The organism is Arthrobacter sp. 9MFCol3.1, assembly GCF_000620385.1.
In the GTDB taxonomy this organism is placed as follows: Bacteria; Actinomycetota; Actinomycetes; order Actinomycetales; family Micrococcaceae; genus Arthrobacter.
This window is the reverse complement of sequence record NZ_JIBJ01000007.1, coordinates 1-17122: the sequence shown is the minus strand read 5'-3', so window position 1 is coordinate 17122 and position 17122 is coordinate 1. Positions and strand designations below refer to the sequence as shown.

The 17122-nt window shown below is 67.4% G+C and carries 17 protein-coding genes; 12 read left to right on the top strand and 5 right to left on the bottom strand.

Annotation, left to right across the window (positions count from 1 at the left end; genetic code table 11):
* Positions 1 to 151 precede the first annotated feature (151 nt).
* Positions 152 to 3691, top strand: a complete 3540-nt coding sequence (locus C560_RS0108555) for an ATP-binding protein (RefSeq protein ID WP_026537884.1) — start codon at positions 152 to 154, stop codon at positions 3689 to 3691.
* Between the two features lie 97 nt (positions 3692 to 3788).
* Here C560_RS0108555 and C560_RS0108550 read toward each other — a convergent pair whose 3' ends face one another.
* A complete protein-coding gene (locus tag C560_RS0108550; RefSeq protein WP_026537883.1) occupies positions 3789 to 4283 on the bottom strand; it encodes an FBP domain-containing protein in 495 nt (164 codons plus the stop codon).
* A 550-nt stretch (positions 4284 to 4833) separates the two neighbouring features.
* Here C560_RS0108550 and C560_RS0108545 point away from each other — a divergent pair.
* The 6 genes from C560_RS0108545 to C560_RS0108520 all read left to right on the top strand — a co-directional run bounded on the left by C560_RS0108545 (position 4834) and on the right by C560_RS0108520 (position 11216).
* Positions 4834 to 5946, top strand: coding sequence for an iron-siderophore ABC transporter substrate-binding protein (locus tag C560_RS0108545; RefSeq protein ID WP_026537882.1), 1113 nt, complete (start codon positions 4834 to 4836; stop codon positions 5944 to 5946).
* A gap of 9 nt (positions 5947 to 5955) precedes the next feature.
* Complete coding sequence (locus C560_RS0108540; protein WP_026537881.1) at positions 5956 to 7023, top strand: FecCD family ABC transporter permease; 1068 nt, start codon at positions 5956 to 5958, stop codon at positions 7021 to 7023.
* A 176-nt stretch (positions 7024 to 7199) separates the two neighbouring features.
* Complete coding sequence (locus C560_RS0108535) at positions 7200 to 8222, top strand: FecCD family ABC transporter permease (protein WP_442853147.1); 1023 nt, start codon at positions 7200 to 7202, stop codon at positions 8220 to 8222.
* A gap of 1 nt (position 8223) precedes the next feature.
* Positions 8224 to 9054 carry an ABC transporter ATP-binding protein gene (locus tag C560_RS0108530; RefSeq protein ID WP_026537879.1) on the top strand — a complete coding sequence of 277 codons (831 nt, stop codon included), beginning with the start codon at positions 8224 to 8226 and terminating at the stop codon, positions 9052 to 9054.
* Between the two features lie 119 nt (positions 9055 to 9173).
* Positions 9174 to 10181 (top strand): siderophore-interacting protein, encoded by a 1008-nt coding sequence (locus C560_RS0108525; protein ID WP_026537878.1) that lies wholly within the window; start codon positions 9174 to 9176, stop codon positions 10179 to 10181.
* A gap of 186 nt (positions 10182 to 10367) precedes the next feature.
* Positions 10368 to 11216: an SGNH/GDSL hydrolase family protein gene (locus tag C560_RS0108520; protein ID WP_081801655.1), complete on the top strand. Its 849-nt coding sequence runs from the start codon at positions 10368 to 10370 to the stop codon at positions 11214 to 11216.
* A 10-nt stretch (positions 11217 to 11226) separates the two neighbouring features.
* Here the strand turns inward: C560_RS0108520 and C560_RS0108515 are convergent, their stop codons facing one another.
* Entirely contained in the window at positions 11227 to 11514 is a 288-nt protein-coding gene (locus tag C560_RS0108515) for a YciI family protein (protein ID WP_018776102.1), read from the bottom strand.
* 103 nt (positions 11515 to 11617) lie between these two features.
* Between C560_RS0108515 and C560_RS0108510 the strand changes: the two genes are divergently transcribed.
* Together C560_RS0108510 and C560_RS0108505 are read left to right on the top strand one after the other, a co-directional pair.
* Positions 11618 to 12097, top strand: coding sequence for a MarR family winged helix-turn-helix transcriptional regulator (locus tag C560_RS0108510; RefSeq protein ID WP_026537876.1), 480 nt, complete (start codon positions 11618 to 11620; stop codon positions 12095 to 12097).
* An 85-nt stretch (positions 12098 to 12182) separates the two neighbouring features.
* Complete coding sequence (locus C560_RS0108505; protein ID WP_026537875.1) at positions 12183 to 12944, top strand: SGNH/GDSL hydrolase family protein; 762 nt, start codon at positions 12183 to 12185, stop codon at positions 12942 to 12944.
* A 9-nt stretch (positions 12945 to 12953) separates the two neighbouring features.
* Here the strand turns inward: C560_RS0108505 and C560_RS0108500 are convergent, their stop codons facing one another.
* Genes C560_RS0108500 through C560_RS0108490 form a run of 3 tightly spaced genes read right to left on the bottom strand, consistent with a single transcriptional unit; the run spans position 12954 to position 15713 of the window.
* Positions 12954 to 13724, bottom strand: coding sequence for an FAD:protein FMN transferase (locus C560_RS0108500; RefSeq protein WP_026537874.1), 771 nt, complete (start codon positions 13722 to 13724; stop codon positions 12954 to 12956).
* 40 nt (positions 13725 to 13764) lie between these two features.
* Positions 13765 to 14274, bottom strand: coding sequence for an FMN-binding protein (locus C560_RS0108495; RefSeq protein WP_026537873.1), 510 nt, complete (start codon positions 14272 to 14274; stop codon positions 13765 to 13767).
* Positions 14271 to 15713, bottom strand: a complete 1443-nt coding sequence (locus tag C560_RS0108490; RefSeq protein WP_026537872.1) for a ferredoxin reductase family protein — start codon at positions 15711 to 15713, stop codon at positions 14271 to 14273. The genes C560_RS0108495 and C560_RS0108490 overlap by 4 nt, the downstream gene beginning before the upstream one ends.
* A gap of 503 nt (positions 15714 to 16216) precedes the next feature.
* On the opposite strand from C560_RS0108490, the gene rpmB reads away from it, so the two are divergent.
* The 3 genes from rpmB to rpsN are packed head-to-tail and all read left to right on the top strand — an operon-like array spanning position 16217 to position 16930.
* A complete protein-coding gene (gene rpmB / locus C560_RS0108485; RefSeq protein ID WP_011693744.1) occupies positions 16217 to 16453 on the top strand; it encodes a 50S ribosomal protein L28 in 237 nt (78 codons plus the stop codon).
* Positions 16453 to 16620, top strand: a complete 168-nt coding sequence (rpmG, locus tag C560_RS0108480) for a 50S ribosomal protein L33 (protein WP_003798558.1) — start codon at positions 16453 to 16455, stop codon at positions 16618 to 16620. The genes rpmB and rpmG overlap by 1 nt, the downstream gene beginning before the upstream one ends.
* A 4-nt stretch (positions 16621 to 16624) precedes the next feature.
* The gene (rpsN, locus tag C560_RS0108475; RefSeq protein WP_026266887.1) at positions 16625 to 16930 is read left to right on the top strand and encodes a 30S ribosomal protein S14; all 306 of its coding nucleotides are present in this window, start codon (positions 16625 to 16627) and stop codon (positions 16928 to 16930) included.
* Positions 16931 to 17122 lie beyond the last annotated feature (192 nt).

The following is a 17122-nucleotide window of genomic DNA, read 5'->3' as shown; positions in this document are numbered from 1 at the left end:
CCGCCCAGGGAGTGGCATCGGGCCTGTCGGAGCCGCGCGCTGAGCTGATCGAAGATCAGCGGCGCGGCGAAGGGGCGGGGGCGGCATCGGCTGCGGAGTCAAAGGCAACCACAAGTAACGCAACCACGGCTACCGAACGAGGAGAAGCCAAGTGAGTATCGCAACCATGCTCCCCATGGGCGAGCTCACCAACCCTGGCCAGATGCGCCTGGCCCTCGTCCAGGTGGTCAACTGGGGCACGTTCCATGGAGCCCACACAATGCACGTGGACCGCAACGGCACACTGCTGACCGGTAATTCGGGCGTCGGAAAGTCCACGCTGTTCGATGCCATGCTTCGGGTCTTCGACGCCCGTCCCCGCTCCAACGAAGCTGCGGCACAGCGGGCCGGCGGCGCTGTCGAGGATAAGCGCACCACGTTCACGTACATGCGCGGCAAGGTGGGCGACAAGGCCGTGGGCGAGGGCTCGGCGAGTGCGTTCCAGCGCCCCGGTGCGACCTGGTCCGCCGTCGCTCTGACGTTCGACAACGCCGCCGGCACCCGGGTGACGGTTTCGGCGCTGTTCGACCTGCCCAAGAACGGCACGGAATCCAGCGTCGGCCGGTACTACGTGATCGACAACAAGCCGCTGGACCTCGCGGCGATCGAGGGCATCGCGGAGAAGCGGTTCACCAAGTCAGCCCTGGACGCGATCTTCCCGGACGCCCAGATCTTCGACGTCCACAAGGCCTTCGCCGAACGTTTCCGCCGCCTTCTCGGCATCAACTCGGACCAGGCCCTTCCGCTGCTGCGCGTCATCCAGGCCGGCAAGGGTCTCGGCGGCAGCGTCAACACCTTTTTCCGCGACCAGGTCCTCGATGCCCCTGCCACGCTGGCCGCGGCGGACGACGTCGTCGAGGAATTCAGCAACCTCATGTCCATCCGGCAGCGCCTCGAGGACGTCCGGCAGCAGCGCGACCAGCTGGCTCCCGTCCCCGGGCTGAACAAGGAATACGCGCAGGCGCTGCTGGATGCGAACCGGCTGCGGGAACTGTCCGGCGAGGAATTCGAGGCCTACAAGCAGCAGCTCGCGGTCACGGTCCATGAGAAGACCCTGGCGCGGCTGAAGGAACTGGCCCACGCGAAGGCCACTGACCTGGCCGCCGAACGCGCAGTCCGGGACGGCTTCGCCAAGGAACTGCGCCAGCTGGAGGGGGAGTACAACAACCAGGGCGGCAACGCGATTTCCGCGATCGAGCAGTCCCTGGAGAACGCAAAGGTGGGGCTCAAGCTCCGGCAGGAGGTCGAGGCATCGACCCGCAAGGCGCTGACCGACGCCGGGCTGGAACTCCAGTGGTCGGCCGCCGGCTGGGAACAGGCCCACGAGCACGCCGCGGCGCGCTCGGCCGAGCTCCAGGACGATTCCGAGGCGCTCAAGGAACTGCGCTTCGAGGCCTTTGACGGCCACGCCACCAGGAAGCGTGAACTCGCCGCGGCCCAGCAGGAGCTCGTCTCGCTGAAGACGCGCAAATCGCTGCTGCCGCCGTCGAGCATTGAAAACCGGAGCGCCATTGCCGCTGCCACGGGCGTGCCCGAGGAACAGATGCCCTTCGGCGGCGAGCTGATCGACCTGGCCGAGGGCCAGGAACAGTGGCGCCCGGCCGCCGAGCGTGCCCTGCGGAGCCTGGCCACCACGCTGCTGGTCCCGGGCGAGCACTTCGCGGCAGTCACCCGGTACCTCAACGACCATTCCGTGCGCGGGGCGCTGCGCGCCGTGGACGTCTCCCGGCCCCTGGCCGGCGGCGCGCTGGCCGTCGAGGACGTGGCCGACCGCGATCTGCTGACCAAGCTCAGTTTCCTCACCGACGCCGGGCTGCCCGCCGGGCCCCACGCCCAGGCGCTCGCGCAGGCCAGTGCCTGGCTCCGCGAACGGATTGCCCTCGACTTCGCCTACCCGTGTGTGGAAGACCCGGACGAGCTCGCCGGCCTGGACAAGGGCCTGAGCCTGGGCGGCGTGGTCAAGCGCAACCGCCACACGGTGGAAAAAGATGACCGCTTCACGTCCCGCCAGGACTACGTCCTCGGGTTCGACAACGCCGCCAAGCTCGAACTGGTGGCGGCCCAGGTTGAGGACCTGCAACAGGAGCTGGCCAAGGCCGCCGAGCTGGCCCAAAGCCGGGAAGAGTCACACCAGGGCATGACCCGCCAGCTTGAAGCCCTGCGCCGGGTGGCCGAGGACCACCGGCCCTGGGAACAGGTCTCGGCCGCCGTGGCCGCGGAAGAGCTCGCCCGGATCGAGCAGCGCCTCAAGGACGCCCTCGCCGCGCAGGCCGACCTCGAACCGCTGCGCGCCAGCATCGAAGCCGCGCGGCACAAGCACCAGTCCAGCACCGAGTCCGCGGCAGTGCTGCAGAGCGAGTACAAGGCCCTCGATGCCCGCATGACCGCCGCTGATGCCCTGCTCGACGCCGCACGCACCCGGCTGGCGCAGACACCGCCGTCGGACGCCGGCGTCGCCGCGCTGGAACCTTACTTCACCGGCTTTGGCGACGTCCTGGAGATGCACGAGCTCGACAACCTCGCCAACCAGGTCCGCACCCGGCTCCTGGCCGAACTGCACGTCGCCGAGTCCCGCGGGCAGGCCACCTCGGAGCGCCTCACCCGCATTTTCGAGGGCTTCGTCCGGGAATGGGGCACGGCGATTTCTGCGGACCACGGCACCTCGATCGGCGCCGCGGGGGAGTTCGAATCCCGGTACCACGCGATTGTCAGCGACGGGCTGCCCGCCCAGGAGGCCGAGTTCCGGCAGTTCTTCAACCAGCGGACGCACGAATCCTTTTCCACCCTGCTGCACCTGCTCGACGAGGAGCGGCGCGCCATCACGAGCCGCATCCTGCCGCTGAACGGGATCCTGTCCGAGGTCAACTTCCACGAGGGCAGCTTCCTGGAACTCGACATCAAACAGACGTTGCCCGCGACGGCGAAGCAGTTCAAGGACGCCATCCACAGCGCGCTCAAGGTCCGGCACGCCCGGCCCGGCAAGACTGCTACTGCAGCGTCCGCTGCCACGTCCGCTGCTGCGTCCGGGGCGGAGGGGGACGACGACGCCGAGCTCACCAGCCGCTACAAGTCGCTCGAAACGCTCGTGAAGCGGCTGGGCTCGCAGACCCCGGAGGACCGCCGCTGGCGGGCCGAAGTGCTGGACGTCCGCGGCCACCTGTTCATCCAGTGCAAGGAACACCGCGAAGTCCAGGGTGCCGGTTCCAAGGGCACCGGTCCCAAGGGGGCGGCGAAGGGTGCGAAGAAGACCGAGGTCTACATGCATGCGGACACCGGCTCCATGTCCGGTGGCGAGCGGCAGCGCTTCACCGCGTTCATCATGGCGGCGGCGCTGAGTTACCAGCTGGGCATCGCGGAACAGGGCTTCACCACGTACGGCACGGTCATGATGGACGAGGCGTTCGTCCTCGCCTCGGAAGAATTCGCCGGCGCGGGCATCAAGGCGCTGCACGAGTTCGGCTTCCAGCTCCTGCTGGCCGCGCCGGAGAACGTCATCGACCTCTCCCGGCACCTCGGCTCGGTGACGGAGATCCTCCGGGACAAGCGCACCAACCGTTCCGGCGTCCTGACGGCTCCGGTGATTGCCGCGCGTCCCGGCACGGAGGGCGCCTGGCGCTCCGAGGCAAACCCCGTGGACATCGTCCTGCGCTGACCCCAGCCCTCCCCTTAAAGCAACGCGGGGTCAGTTACGGCCCATAAACGCCGCTTTAATGGGCCGTAAGTGACCCCGCGTTGCTTGAAGCCGGGGGCTAGTTGCCCTGGACGCGGTCCACGAACTGGGCCGTGCGGGCCACCAGCCCGTCGATCTGCCGCAGCACGACCGCGGCGGGGTCAGGGTTGATCTCGTTGGCCGGAGGCTCCACCCTGACATTGCGGCAGCACAGGAAATCGGCGCAGATCAAGGTGCCCAGCGTGTTGCCGTCGCGGCCGGACTGCCCGGCGCGCTTGGCCACCCACAGCAGGACGTCGTCCTTGGAGAAGACGTCCCGGCACAGCTCGCAAAGCACGGAACGGTTCTTTTTGGCCCCGCCTTCAGGGGCCCGGAGCATGATGCCGGTGGGACCCTTCGGCCCCTGCACCACGAGATAGCCGCGGAGGGGCATCTTCGCGTCCCGCCAGGCCAGGAAGTCCATTGTTTCCCAGTCCAGGGTGTCGAAGCTTTTGGGGAGACTGAGTTTGGCGGCTTCTGACCGGCTCGCGTTGATGAAGGACGAGCGGATCTGCTGCGCCGTGATTTTTTGCATGACGGACACTTTCGAAAATCGGATGGCTCCGGCCAGGCGGCGCGCGGCGCGCCGGGCGGATTGTGGGCAGAAGACTGCCAGCCTGCGACTCCGGTGGGGCACGGCGTCTCGCGTCAGTCGTCCCTGGTGGTTCGGGACTCGGCGGGAAGGGCCTGTGCAGGACGGGCCTATGTAGGAAGGGCCTATGCGGGCGGGGCTGGCAGGAGCGCGGGCGCGTTGCAGGCCACAGCGGCCACCCCGCTAACCGTGGCAGCAGTCATCGTCGCGATGTCCATGCTCACTTCCCCCGTCCCAGCACATCGCCGGTTCCGATTGTCCGGCGAGCCCATCCTTGCAAAGCCCGGGATTCGTGTCCAGTCAACTGATCTCCCGGCCACCCCAACGCGGGGTCACTTACGGTCCATAACCGCCACCGTCATGGGCCGTAAGTGACCCCGCGTTGTTTTTGTAGTGGCCTAAATTGAGACAATTACGTTACTCAAACCTTTCTTAATTGCACAAAGGATAGGCTAGCCTTACTTAGGTTTGCATCACTTACCTAAGGAGTTCCGTGGCTTCCGCCCTCTTTCCCCGTTCAGGCGGCCGCCCCGCCGGTCGCCGCCTCCGCAAGAGCGGAGGGCGGGCCGCGGCCCTTCTGGCCGCCGCCGTCGCGCTGACCCTGACCGCCTGCTCTACCGGACCCGCCGGTTCGACGGCGGCAGACGCTCCCAGCCAGCCGGCCAGCACCGCCTTCCCGGTGACCATCAAGCACCTCTTCGGCGAGACCACCATCCAGGAACAGCCCAAGCGCGTTGTGACCGTTTCCTGGGTCAACGACGACGTCGCCATCGCCCTCGGCGTGGTTCCCGTGGGCGTCCCCAAGAACGAATGGGGCGGTAACGACAAGGGCTCCACACCGTGGAAGGACGCCGCGCTGGAGAAGCTCGGCGCCGGCTTCGGCTCGGCAAAGGCCCCCGTCCAGTTCTCCGAGGCAGACGGCATCAACTTCACCGAGATCGCCAAGCTCAACCCGGACGTCATCCTCGGCGCCTACTCCGGCCTGACCGAGGAGAACTACAAGAAGCTCAGCGAAATCGCCCCCGTCGTGGCCCAGCCGGAAATCGCCTACGGCACCTCCTGGCAGGACTCCACCACCATCATCGGCAAGGCCCTCGGCAAGGAAGCCGAAGCCGCCAAGCTGGTCGCCGACACCGAGGCCACCATCAAGGACAAGGTCTCCAAGTACCCGCAGATCGCCGGAAAATCCTTCATCTACGGCAACCTGGAACCGGACAAGAGCGACGGCGTCAACGTCTACACGGCCAACGACAACCGTCCCCGCTTCCTGACCGAAATCGGCATGAAGCTCGCATCCGTTGTCGAGGAGAGCTCCAAGGGCTCCAAGGAATTCTTCATCCCGTGGTCCGCCGAAAAGGCCAACGAACTCAACTCGGACATCTTCGTGACCTGGGTGCCGGATGCCGCCACCACCGGCTCCATCAAGGCCGACCCGCTGCTGGGCCAGATCCCCGCCATCAAGAGCGGCGCCCTGGTCGCCGACTCGAACAACACGCTGACGCTGTCCATCTCCGCGTCCTCGCCGCTGAGCCTGCCGTGGTCCCTGGACACGTTCCTGCCGCAGCTGGCAGGTGCCGCGGACAAAGTCACCGCTGCAGCGAAGTAACACGCTTCCATGACGAACAGTACGACGACGGCGCCCGCCAGCCGCGTGCCCGGCGCGCCGGCCGCGCCCGCCGGGAAGCGAGCCCCCGCCAAGCAGGCCGCCTGGCTGCTGGCCGCCGCCGTCGTACTTGTCCTGGTCTGCGCGGCGTCCCTGGCCATCGGTGCCCGGGCGGTCCCACCCGGCACCGTCTGGCAGGCGCTGACGCAGTTCGACCCCGCCGACGGCGACCACGCCGTCATCCACGCCCGCATCCCCCGCACCGTGCTGGGCCTGCTGGCCGGCGGTGCCCTCGGGCTGGCGGGCGCGGCCATGCAGGGCGTGGCCCGCAACCCGCTCGCCGACCCCGGCATCATCGGCGTCAACGCGGGCGCGGCCCTCGCCGTCGTCACGGGGATCTACGTCTTCGGCGTTTCGTCCCTGACCGGCTACATCTGGTTCGCGTTCATCGGCTCCGCGGTGGCCGCCGTCGTCGTCTATCTGATCGCGTCCTTGGGACGGGACGGGGCGACGCCGGTCAAACTGGCCCTGGCCGGCGCGGCCCTGAGCGCGGGGCTGTATTCGCTGATGAACGTCGTCCTGGTTTCGAGCCAGGACACCCTGGACCGGTTCCGTTTCTGGCAGGTCGGCGGGATCGCCGGCCGGGACTGGTCGGTGGTGCTGCCCGGGCTGCCATTCCTGGCCGCCGGGGCGCTGATCGTCCTGTTCACCGGCCGGATCCTGAACAGCCTGGCACTCGGGGACGACATCGCCCGCGGCCTGGGCCAGCGCGTCGGACTGGTCCGCGGCGTCACCGCCCTGGGCGTCGTGCTGCTCTGCGGATCGGCCACGGCGCTGGCCGGGCCGATCGGATTCGTCGGCCTGGTGGTTCCGCACGCCGTCCGCTTCCTGACCGGCCCGGACTACCGCTGGATCCTGCCCTTCTCGCTGGTTTCGGCGCCCGTGCTGCTCCTGCTTTCGGACGTGGTGGGCCGTGTCATCCTGCTGCCCGGCGAAGTCCCTGCGGGCATCATGACGGCCCTGGTGGGTGCGCCCGTTTTTGTGTGGCTGGTCCGCCGCGGAAAGGGGGCAGGACTGTGAGCAGGGCAGACCTCGCCAACGTCAGGCGCGAGCTGGGAGACAACGCTCCCGCGGAGCGCGAACCTGCAGATCCCGCCGGTCCGGTCCGCGCCGGTGGGAGGCCGCTGCGCTGTGTTTTGAGGGGCAGCGTTTTGAGGGGCGGTGAGTTGATGGACGGTGTGTTGATGGGCAGGCTGATGAGCCGAACGGCCCTGCTGGCCTTCGCCGTCGTGGTGCTCCTCGCCGCCAGCGTCCTGCTGGGCAGCTACACCGTCACCATCCCGGACTTCATCAGGATCCTCACGGCCCACCTCACTGGTGGCGAAAGAATCCCCGGCGCCAGCTTCATCGTGATGGAAAACAAGCTGCCGCGGGCCGTGATCGGCACCATGATCGGGATTGCCTTCGGGCTCTCGGGCACCCTGTTCCAGACTATGCTGCGCAATCCGCTGGCCAGCCCCGACGTGATCGGCATCAGCTACGGGGCCAGCGCGGCCGCCGTCACCGCCATCGTCGTTTTCGGCGCCTCCGGGGCGGCGGTTTCCGGCGCGGCACTGTGCGGGGCCGTGGCCGTAGCCGTCCTGATCTACGCAATCTCGAGGAGCGGTTCACTCGGGTCAGGCGGCGGCAACCGTGGCGGCGCCGCCGGAAGCCGCCTCATCCTGGCTGGCATTGGCATCGCCGCGGCACTGAACGCCGTGGTCAACTTCCTCATGACGCGGGCCGACATCCGCACCGCGGCCGAGGCCCTGATCTGGCTGAACGGATCCCTGAACTCCGCCAACTGGGACCGCGCCGGAGTGCTGACACTGGCGCTGCTGGTCCTGCTCCCCGCCGTCGCCCTCCTCGCGGGCCCGCTCCGGATCCTGGAACTGGGAGACGACGCCGCCGCCGGACTCGGCAGCCGGGTGGGCCTCACCCGGCTGGGCGTGGTGGCCGTTGCCGTCGCCCTGGCCGCCGTCGCCACTGCAGCCGCGGGGCCGGTGGCCTTCGTCGCCTTCCTGGCCGGTCCCATCGCACGCCGCTTCACCGGCAAGGCGAGCCTTCCGGCCGGCGCGTTCGTCGGTGTCCTGATTGTCCTCGCCGCCGACTACTTCGCCGCCAACATCGCCCCCCTGCTGCTGGACGGCACCGTCCTTCCCGTCGGTGTGGTCACCGGCGCGCTGGGGGCACCGTTCCTGCTGTGGCTCCTGGTCACAGCCAACCGAAAGGACGCCTGACATGGCCGTTCTGAACGCCAAGGACCTGACGCTGCAGTACGGCCAGCGCCGAGTGGTGGAAGAGCTCACGGCGGAGATTCCGGAGGGTAAGGTGACCATGATCGTGGGCGCCAATGCCTGCGGCAAATCCACGCTCCTCCGCGGCCTGTCCAGGCTGCTGAAGCCGGCCGGCGGGACCGTGACCCTGGACGGCAAGGACATCCATTCCCGCCCGGCCAAGGAACTCGCCCGCATCCTCGGCCTGCTCCCGCAGCACCCCACTGCCCCCGACGGCATCCTGGTCCGGGACCTCGTGGGCCGCGGACGCTACCCGCACCAGGGCTTCTTCCGCAGCTGGAGCACAGGTGACGATCTTGCTGTGCAGCGCGCGCTGGAAGCCACCGAAACGCTGGAGCTCGCCGAGCGCAATGTTGACGAACTCTCGGGCGGGCAGCGCCAGCGCGTCTGGATCGCGATGGCGCTGGCCCAGGAAACCGAGGTCCTGCTGCTCGACGAGCCAACCACGTACCTGGACCTGGCCCATCAGGTGGAGGTCCTGGACCTGATCACGGACCTGAACCGGCAGCGCGGCACCACCGTGGCAATCGTCCTGCACGACCTGAACCTGGCGGCCCGGTACGCGGACCACGTCATCGCCATGAAGGGCGGCGGGATCGTGGCCGAGGGCACCGCGGTCGACGTCGTCACCGAGGACCTGGTCCGTGACGTCTTTGGCCTGGACTCGCGGGTTCTTCCCGACCCCATTTCCGGCACGCCACTGATCATCCCGCTCGGCCGTCACCACGCCGAGTTCCCACAAGCCGAAAAAGCAACCCTGGAGTTGGTCCCATGAGGGCAGTTAGCAGCAGTGCAAGAGCCAGCAGTGCAACGGACAGGAAGGCAGCCGACATCAGCCAGGCGCGGGCACGCCGTGCGCCCTCGGCGGTACGGGACCACCCGGCCACCGAACCAATGACCCTGGCGTTCGACGTGACGGTCGCCGCGGTGCAGGAGCTCAGCCCCAACTTCCGCCGCGTCACCTTCGGCGGGTACTCCCTGCGCGACTTCGGGGTCCACGGCGAACCCCTGGACCTGCGTGTGAAGCTGATGATCCCGTCCCTTGCCGGGGACGGCACCCAGCTGCCGCTGCCGGTGTTCCACATGGAGCAGGCAGGCTGGTACCAGGAATGGCTGGCCATGGATCCCGCGACCCGCGGCTCCATGCGCACCTACACCGTGCGGCAGGAACGCCTCGACTCCGTCTACCCGGAGATCGACGTCGACTTCGTCATGCACTTCGACGCCGCCGGCAACGGCGGACCGGCCGCGAACTGGGCCCTGAACGCCCGGCCCGGCGACGCCCTCACCATCATCGGACCCAACAACCGGGCCGCGCACTGCGTCACGGCCGGGACCTACTCCGGCATCGAATGGCGCCCGGGCCTGGCCCAGCGCGTACTGCTTGCCGGTGACGAGACCGCTGTCCCGGCCATCAGCGCCATCCTGGAAAGCCTGCCGTCGTACATGAGCGGCCACGCGTTCCTGGAGGTCCCCGAGGCCGGCGACTTCCTGGACCTGACCTCGGACGCCGACGTCGAAATCACCTGGCTGGCTCGGGGCGCCTCGATCGGCCGCTCCCGTCCGCACGGCGAACTCCTGCAGGAGGCGGTCCGCGCCGCCGTTCCCGAGCCCGGCTGGGTGGGCATCAAGGCCGCCGCCGGCGGGGCAGGGCCGGAACCCGATGACGTGAACGTGGACCAGGACATCCTCTGGGAGACCCCCGCCCGGATGGACGCCACGGCGATCAGCGCCGGCCGGAACCCCGACAAGCCCGCCGGTGCGCTGCCCTTCTATGCCTGGATCGCCGGCGAAGCGGGCACCGTCAAGGAGCTGCGGCGGTACTTGGTGCGGGACGTGGGGATTGACCGGAAACAGGTCGCGTTCATGGGGTACTGGCGGCAGGGTAAAGCCGAGCTGTAGTCTTCGGCGTCGGGCCTCTTCCGTGCTTACGCCCGCAATCGCAGTCTTACCGTCGTGCCCGTTGTGTGGGCTTCGCCGGCTGCCGGTGCGTTGCGGTTGCGGCTGCGGCTGCGGCTCGTTCGGCCGGTCATCTTGGGTTAACTCTCCCTTTCCCTGCCGGCTTTTTGGGGTGGGTAGGGTGACGGGGTGGCTTCAATTCCTTTGCTTCCGGATCGAGGCGGGCGGCGGGTCTTTGTTGCCTTGGGGGATTCCTTCACTGAGGGCGTGGGGGACTACGATCCCCGTTTCCCAAACGGCGTGCGGGGCTGGGCCGACCGGGTCGCGGAGAAGCTGGCCAAGGCGCAGCCGGGGTGGGAGTACGCCAATCTGGCCATCCGCAGCAAACGACTGCGCCACATCATCGGCGAACAGCTCGGCCCCGCCGTGGCCATGGAGCCGACGCTCGTCACGTTGTACGCGGGCGGAAACGACATCCTGGATTTCGGCACGGACATCGGGGCCCTCATGCGGGACTACGAGTCCCTGGTGGCTGCGCTCGCCGACACGGGGGCGACGCTGGTGCTCTTCACCGGCTTCGACGTCAAGGTCTCCGCGCTGCTGGAGCCGCTCAAGAAACGTAACGCCTTCTACAACCGGCGCGTCCGCGAGATCGCCGGCCATTACGGCGCGGTGCTGGTGGACTACTGGCGCTTCGACGCATTCCACGACCCACGGATGTGGGATTCGGACCGGCTGCATATGTCCAAGGCAGGCCACAAATACCTCGCCTCACAGGTCCTGGACCACCTCGGCGTGCCGCACAAGATTAAACCCAGGGAGTGGGAGCCGCCGGTGAAACCGGGCCTGCGGGAGTGGGAACGCCGGCAGCGACGCTGGGTCCGCGACTGGGTGCTGCCGTTGTTCGGGCGGAAGCTCCGCGGTGTCACCCTCGGCGATCAGCTCCGGCCGCGCTGGCCCGAACCCGTGCGGGTCCCGCGCAAGGGCGGGCTGAAGAAACTGCTGGACGACCAGCGGGCCAGCGGCGACACCGGGTAGCTGCCGGGACTCAGCTGTCCAGCAGGTTTTCGTAGCCCGGAGCCACCCTGTTGGCGTGGAACTCCATGACCTCGAATTCAGCCACACCATTGACGTAGAACGGATCCTTGGCCAAGGCAGCGTCAAGGCTGGCCCGGTCCGCGTTGGAGAGCAACAGGCCGCCGGTGCGGGGGATTTTGCGCCCCGCGACCATGAAGACGCCGTCGTCGAAGGCTGCCTGCAGCCACGTCACGTGCGCCGGAAGATGGAACTCCACAATGTCCTCGGGGACTTTGTATGTCAGGGAGACTACGTACATGCGGCCAGCCTACCGGTAGCTGGCCGCGGACAGGCGGGAAGTTTTCTGGAATTGCCCCTGCTGAAGTTGAATCGTCAAGCTTCCAGTCTCCTAGAATGTAGCCATGACCGAACCGCGCTGGCTCAACGCCGACGAACGCCGGGCCTGGCTGGCCCAGCTCAGCATCAACACCATGCTGCCGGCCGCCCTGGACACCCAGCTCCACGCAGCGGGCAAGCTATCCCTGTTCGACTACAACGTGCTGGCGATGCTTTCCGAGGCCGAAGGGCGCTTCCTGCCCATGAGTGAGCTCGCTGCGCGCACCAGCGCTTCCCTGTCCCGGCTCTCGCATGTGGTCACCAAGCTGCAGAACCGCGGCTGGCTTGAGCGCAGGCCGCATCCCGGCGACGCCCGCGTTACTACGGCCCACCTGACGGACGCCGGCATGCAGACGATTGTGCAGCTCGCCCCGGGACATGTTGAAGCGGTCCGCTCACTGTTCCTCGACGCCTTGAGCCCCAAGGACGTCGCGGACCTGGCCCGGATCGGTGAAAAGATCGTGGCCCGGCTCGACGACGACCACTGGATCCTGCGCGACAACTAAGCGCGATAGCCGAATGCGCCGCCGTCAGCCCGACGTCGGCCATCCCGTCTTTGTTGCTTACGGCAACTGCTGGCAGACTGGATTCATGGATTTCACGTCCCGCTACGTAGCCCTTGGAGACTCCTTTACGGAAGGCGTCGGCGACGACGACCCCACCCGGCCTAACGGCGTCCGGGGCTGGGCGGACCGGGTGGCAGAAGGGCTTGGCGCCGCCGATCCCGGCTTCGGGTACGCGAATCTTGCCATCCGCGGCCGGAAACTCCGCCAGATCCTGGCCGAACAGGTCGATGCCGCCGTCGCACTCAAACCCACCCTGGTCAGCATCTACGCCGGCGCCAACGACATCCTCCGGCCAAAGGTCGACATCGATGACCTGCTGGCCGAATACGACGCCGGAATCCGCAAGCTCACGGCCACTGGCGCCACCGTGGTGATGTTCACCGGGTTCGATGCGCGGGGCTCCAAGATTTTCGGCACCATGCGCGGCCGCACGGCCATCTATAACGAGCTGGTTCGCGGCATCGCCGGGGACCACGGTGCCCTGCTGGTCGATTACTGGCGTTTCAGCGAGTACTACGACTGGGGCATGTGGGCCACGGACCGGATGCACATGTCAGCTGCCGGCCACGCGAACATGGCCAAGCGCGTCCTCACGGTGCTGGCACACGACCACTCGATTGACGTCCCGCCCATGACGCCGGTGCCTGAACTGAGCCGGGTGGACGCCCTCCGCGCGAATGCCCGGTGGGTCCGCGAATTCGCCGGCCCGTGGGTTGTCCGGCGGGTCACCGGGAAATCGTCCGGCGACGGCCTGGTGCCGAAGTATGGCCAGCTGACCCACCTCTAGAACAGCACCCTAGGCGCGGAACCCCGGCGTCGCGAGCAGTTCCCCGCCGCGGCGGACGGCGAGGACATCGATCTCCCAACCGTCCGTCGCCCGGTGCAGCATCGCGGTCCCGCCGGCCACGATCGCCGTCGCCAGCACATCGGCGGTGACGATGTCTGCCGCAGCCACGGAGACCTGGACGAACTCGGCGCCGGAAGAGCCAGCGGTCCGGGCCCCGAAGCCCGCTGCCCAGATGTGGTCACCCCGCTCCGCCGAGCCCGACGTCGCCAGCGCGCACCGGGTGCCAGGTCCGCCCAGCTCGTAGGCGGCAAGCAGTGCCGAGCGGTCCAGCGGGTCAACGACGCCGGCCGCCCACGAAGCTCCGCTGCCCGGCACGGGAGAGCCCGTCACCAGCACGTCGCCGCCGGCATTCAGGCACCAATCGGTGATCCCGCGGCCCCGCAACGCCTCACCGGCCTGCCCGATCGCGTAGCCCTTGATAAGCCCGGAAAGGTCCAGCACGCCGTCGGGCCGTTCCGGGGAGAACGCGCCCTCCGTCCTAAGCCGCCAGGTGAGCGCATCCGCGTAGCGGTCCCGCATCCCGGCGGAGGAGTTCCGCAGGCAAAGCTCCCCGCGCGCCAGCCGGCTGGCCTCGGAATCGGGACGGTACAGGCTGAACGTTTCGTCCAACCCGGCAAAGACGCGCTCGACGGCGGCGGTTGCGGCGTCGAGCTTTGCCTCGCCGCCCGCAGCACCCGGGACGGCCCCCGCTGGAACGGTAAGGCTGATGACGGTGCCCATGGAGCAAAAAGTCCTGGCTCTCAGGGCCGGGCCGCCCAGCTCAGAGGTTGGCTGCATCGAGGGCCGCCTGCAGGGAGTTCAAGTATGCGTCGCTGGTCACCGTGGCACCGCTGATGGTCTGCACGTCCGCGGATTGGGCGGCAAGGACCTCGGTGCGCAGGAGCGGGGCCGCCCGGTTGCTGATCTGCACGGACTTGCGTTCGGCATCGGTCAGCTGCAGCGCCGTGACGTCGGTGATCTTTCCGGCCTGCACCGTGATTTGCACCTGGACGGAGCCGAACCGGGTCTGGACGACGGAGCCTGCGTACGTCCCTACAGCCTTGGCCGAGGCCCCTGTGGCGCCGCCCGCGCTTGACGAGCTTGATGATCCCGACGAGCCGGAGGCCCCTGCCGAGCCGGACGTTCCGCTTGAGCCGGACGAACCCGTGGACCCGGCGGCCGCGCTTGCTACGGAGCTGCCGGTATCGGCTGCGTGGAGGCCCGACTGCCAGCCGGCAATGAGGATGCCGGCGGAGGCCAGGGCGGCTGAAACTGCTGCGCGGGTTCTCACCAGTCGAACCTTTCGTAGTGGATTTGGTCCTCCCGGACGCCGGCTGCGCGGGCGTCTTCCAGCACGTTGTGTGCCCAGGCGGAGGGGCCGCAGACGTACACGTCGGCGTCAGTGATATTCGGGTGGTAGCTGGCCAGCCGGTGGCCTGCGCGGGCGGCGTGCTCCGGAAGCCAGGTCCGGATGCCGGCCGGGCGGGAGCCGGTCAAGTGGAAGAGCGTGGCGCCGCGCCGCCGGCAGAGATCGAGGATCTCCTCGCCCAGGTAGAGCTCGGATTCGCTGTGTCCGCGGAGAATGACAGTGGCGTTGCCGGGCTGGAATGGCGTGCTCTCCAGCAGGGCACGAACCGGCGTGATGCCGATTCCGGCTCCCACCATGACCACATGGTTGCGGCTCCGCGCGGCCGTGCTGAACAGCCCGTACGGGCCCTCCACTGCCACTTTGGTGCCGGGCTTCAGCGACGCCAGCTGGGATGACCCCCGGCCCAGGTTGCGGACAGTGATCCGCAGCGTGCCCTGGCCAGCGGCGTCGAAGCGGACGGGTTCGGCGGACAGGCTGAACGGATGCGGATGCCACCACAGGCCCGGAGCCAGGAACCGCCAGATAAAGAACCGGCCGCCGCTGCCTGCCAGTTCGTCCAGTCGAAGGCCGGACATTTCAATGCTGACCACTCCAGGGGCCACCCGCACCACCCGCTTGACGGTCAGCTGGTGCCTGAAAGTTGCCACCAAAGGCTGGACCACCCGGTAGTTGAGGAGTGCGGCGCCGGTCGCGATGCACAGAGCCAGCCAGTACCAGCGCTGCCAGGTGCCCTCGGCAAAGAGGCCGCCCACACTGAACTGGTGGGGGAGGGACGTCAGGACGGCCGCGTACGTCAGGAGGTGGACGGCGTACCAGAATTCGTAAGGGAACCGACGTCGGACCGCTACGAGGGAGGTGACGACGACGGCGATGAACAGGAGCATGGAAATGTAGGCCAGCCACATGTCAGGCACAAGGACCCAGAGTGCAACCGACTCGCTGACAGGGTCCAGCCCTTCCGCCATGCCGTAGCCGATGGCAATGAGGATTCCGTGCGCCAGCAGCAGGTACAGGGCCGGTTTGCCCAGCTTGCGGTGAAACTCAAGGGCTCGGTCGTGGCCGACTGTCTGGTCGATAAGTGGGATTCGGGCCGCCAGCAGCAGCATGAGAAGTACCAGGTCCATGCCGGCGAGGCCGGCCACAATCCCCAGTGCGGTGAATGAGCCGGCTGGAGTCGAGAAGCCGTCGGCTCCGCCGTCGGCCAGCCACAAGGCGACCGCACCTGCCAGCGACGCCCAGAAAAGGACCGTCAGCAGATCCGCTCTTAGCAACCGCCGGCGGTACTGCGCCCTGAACGGGTTCACAGCGCCACCGGAGCTGCGGCGAACCCCGGGACGGTTCGTCAGAAGTTGTGTGTTCATGGATCCAGAATTGCCCCGCTGCCTATCATTTCGCTGTGAAAAGGCTTCGTCGGGCATATGACCTGGAAGGCCCGGGCCTAGCGCATGGACTGGCCGTGGGGCACTGTCCTATACACCATTCAGCGACGGATTGGTCTTTAATTCGCCGAACTCGTAGACTTGGTAGGCGCTAGGTGGCGCGGAGCGTGCGCAATTGCTCCGGTTGGCAGGACCCGTCTGAAAAATCGACGGTCCTGGAGGCCGGTAGTTAGGGGCTCAAGTTGCGCGCATTCCTGTATTCGCCCAGCATCCCGGCACTTCGCAATGGCTGTCCAACAGAGGGCCAGCGTCAGGTGCCCGTGGCCCACAACCTTCGCCGCAGTGAGGAAACAGACGGTTTATGCCGTCTGGCTGAATCCCGCGGACACGGCGGTTGGGGGAGGGAGCCGGATGCGGACGCCGCCCAACGCACGGTCAACGGGAACTCCGTTAGCCGTTTCATTTATTTTTTGAGGAGAGTCGTCATGGCAGCACACTGCCAGGTGACCGGAGCCGAGCCGGGCTTTGGACACAGCATTTCGCACTCGCACCGTCGCAACAAGCGCCGGTTCGACCCGAACATCCAGAAGAAGCGCTACTGGGTTCCGTCCCTGCGCCGTAACGTCACCCTGCAGGTCTCTGCGCGTGGCATCAAGACCATCGACGTACGCGGCATTGACGTAGTCGTCGCCGCCATCCTGGCACGAGGAGTGAAGCTCTAATGGCAAAGGATAAGGACGTACGTCCGATCATCAAGCTGAAGTCGACCGCGGGCACGGGCTACACCTACGTGACGCGCAAGAACCGTCGTAACGACCCGGACCGTCTGGTCCTGAAGAAGTACGACCCCAAAATCCGCCAGCACGTCGAATTCCGAGAGGAGCGCTAAACACATGGCTAAGAAGTCAATGATCGCTAAGAACGAACAGCGTAAAGTCATCGTCGAGCGTTACGCTGCAAAGCGCCTCGAACTGAAGAAGGCTCTGGTTGATCCCAACTCAACCGACGAAGTACGCGAAGCTGCTCGCCTCGGCCTGCAGAAGCTGCCCCGCAACGCCTCACCGGTACGTCTGCGTAACCGCGACATCATCGATGGCCGTCCGCGCGGTACCTTCCAGAAGTTCGGCATCTCCCGTGTTCGCTTCCGCGACATGGCTCACCGCGGTGAGCTCCCGGGCATCACGAAGTCTTCCTGGTAATTCAGTACCCCTGAAGTCAGTGGCTTGAAGAAGGGCCGGCAACCATTTGGTTGCCGGCCCTTCTCGCATTTAACGTCCGGGCCGCCTCCTGGCTCCCGCCGTGCCTGTTGTGGTGATGCACTGCACAGTGCTGGTTTGTGGGGGTGGGGGGTCTGGTGGGGTGGTTTTGGGTGGTTTTGGGTTGTGGTGGCG

What these genes read in the sequence shown, in the direction of transcription:
- rpmG (WP_003798558.1), top strand. Translation starts at nt 16,453, where the DNA reads ATGGCAAAGGATAAGGACGTACGTCCGATCATCAAGCTGAAGTCGACC.
- C560_RS0108505 (WP_026537875.1), top strand. Translation starts at nt 12,183, where the DNA reads ATGGATTTCACGTCCCGCTACGTAGCCCTTGGAGACTCCTTTACGGAA.
- rpmB (WP_011693744.1), top strand. Translation starts at nt 16,217, where the DNA reads ATGGCAGCACACTGCCAGGTGACCGGAGCCGAGCCGGGCTTTGGACAC.
- C560_RS0108550 (WP_026537883.1), bottom strand. Translation starts at nt 4,283, where the DNA reads ATGCAAAAAATCACGGCGCAGCAGATCCGCTCGTCCTTCATCAACGCG.
- C560_RS0108540 (WP_026537881.1), top strand. Translation starts at nt 5,956, where the DNA reads ATGACGAACAGTACGACGACGGCGCCCGCCAGCCGCGTGCCCGGCGCG.
- C560_RS0108510 (WP_026537876.1), top strand. Translation starts at nt 11,618, where the DNA reads ATGACCGAACCGCGCTGGCTCAACGCCGACGAACGCCGGGCCTGGCTG.
- C560_RS0108500 (WP_026537874.1), bottom strand. Translation starts at nt 13,724, where the DNA reads ATGGGCACCGTCATCAGCCTTACCGTTCCAGCGGGGGCCGTCCCGGGT.
- C560_RS0108490 (WP_026537872.1), bottom strand. Translation starts at nt 15,713, where the DNA reads ATGAACACACAACTTCTGACGAACCGTCCCGGGGTTCGCCGCAGCTCC.
- C560_RS0108535 (WP_442853147.1), top strand. Translation starts at nt 7,200, where the DNA reads ATGAGCCGAACGGCCCTGCTGGCCTTCGCCGTCGTGGTGCTCCTCGCC.
- C560_RS0108515 (WP_018776102.1), bottom strand. Translation starts at nt 11,514, where the DNA reads ATGTACGTAGTCTCCCTGACATACAAAGTCCCCGAGGACATTGTGGAG.
- C560_RS0108530 (WP_026537879.1), top strand. Translation starts at nt 8,224, where the DNA reads ATGGCCGTTCTGAACGCCAAGGACCTGACGCTGCAGTACGGCCAGCGC.
- C560_RS0108525 (WP_026537878.1), top strand. Translation starts at nt 9,174, where the DNA reads ATGACCCTGGCGTTCGACGTGACGGTCGCCGCGGTGCAGGAGCTCAGC.
- rpsN (WP_026266887.1), top strand. Translation starts at nt 16,625, where the DNA reads ATGGCTAAGAAGTCAATGATCGCTAAGAACGAACAGCGTAAAGTCATC.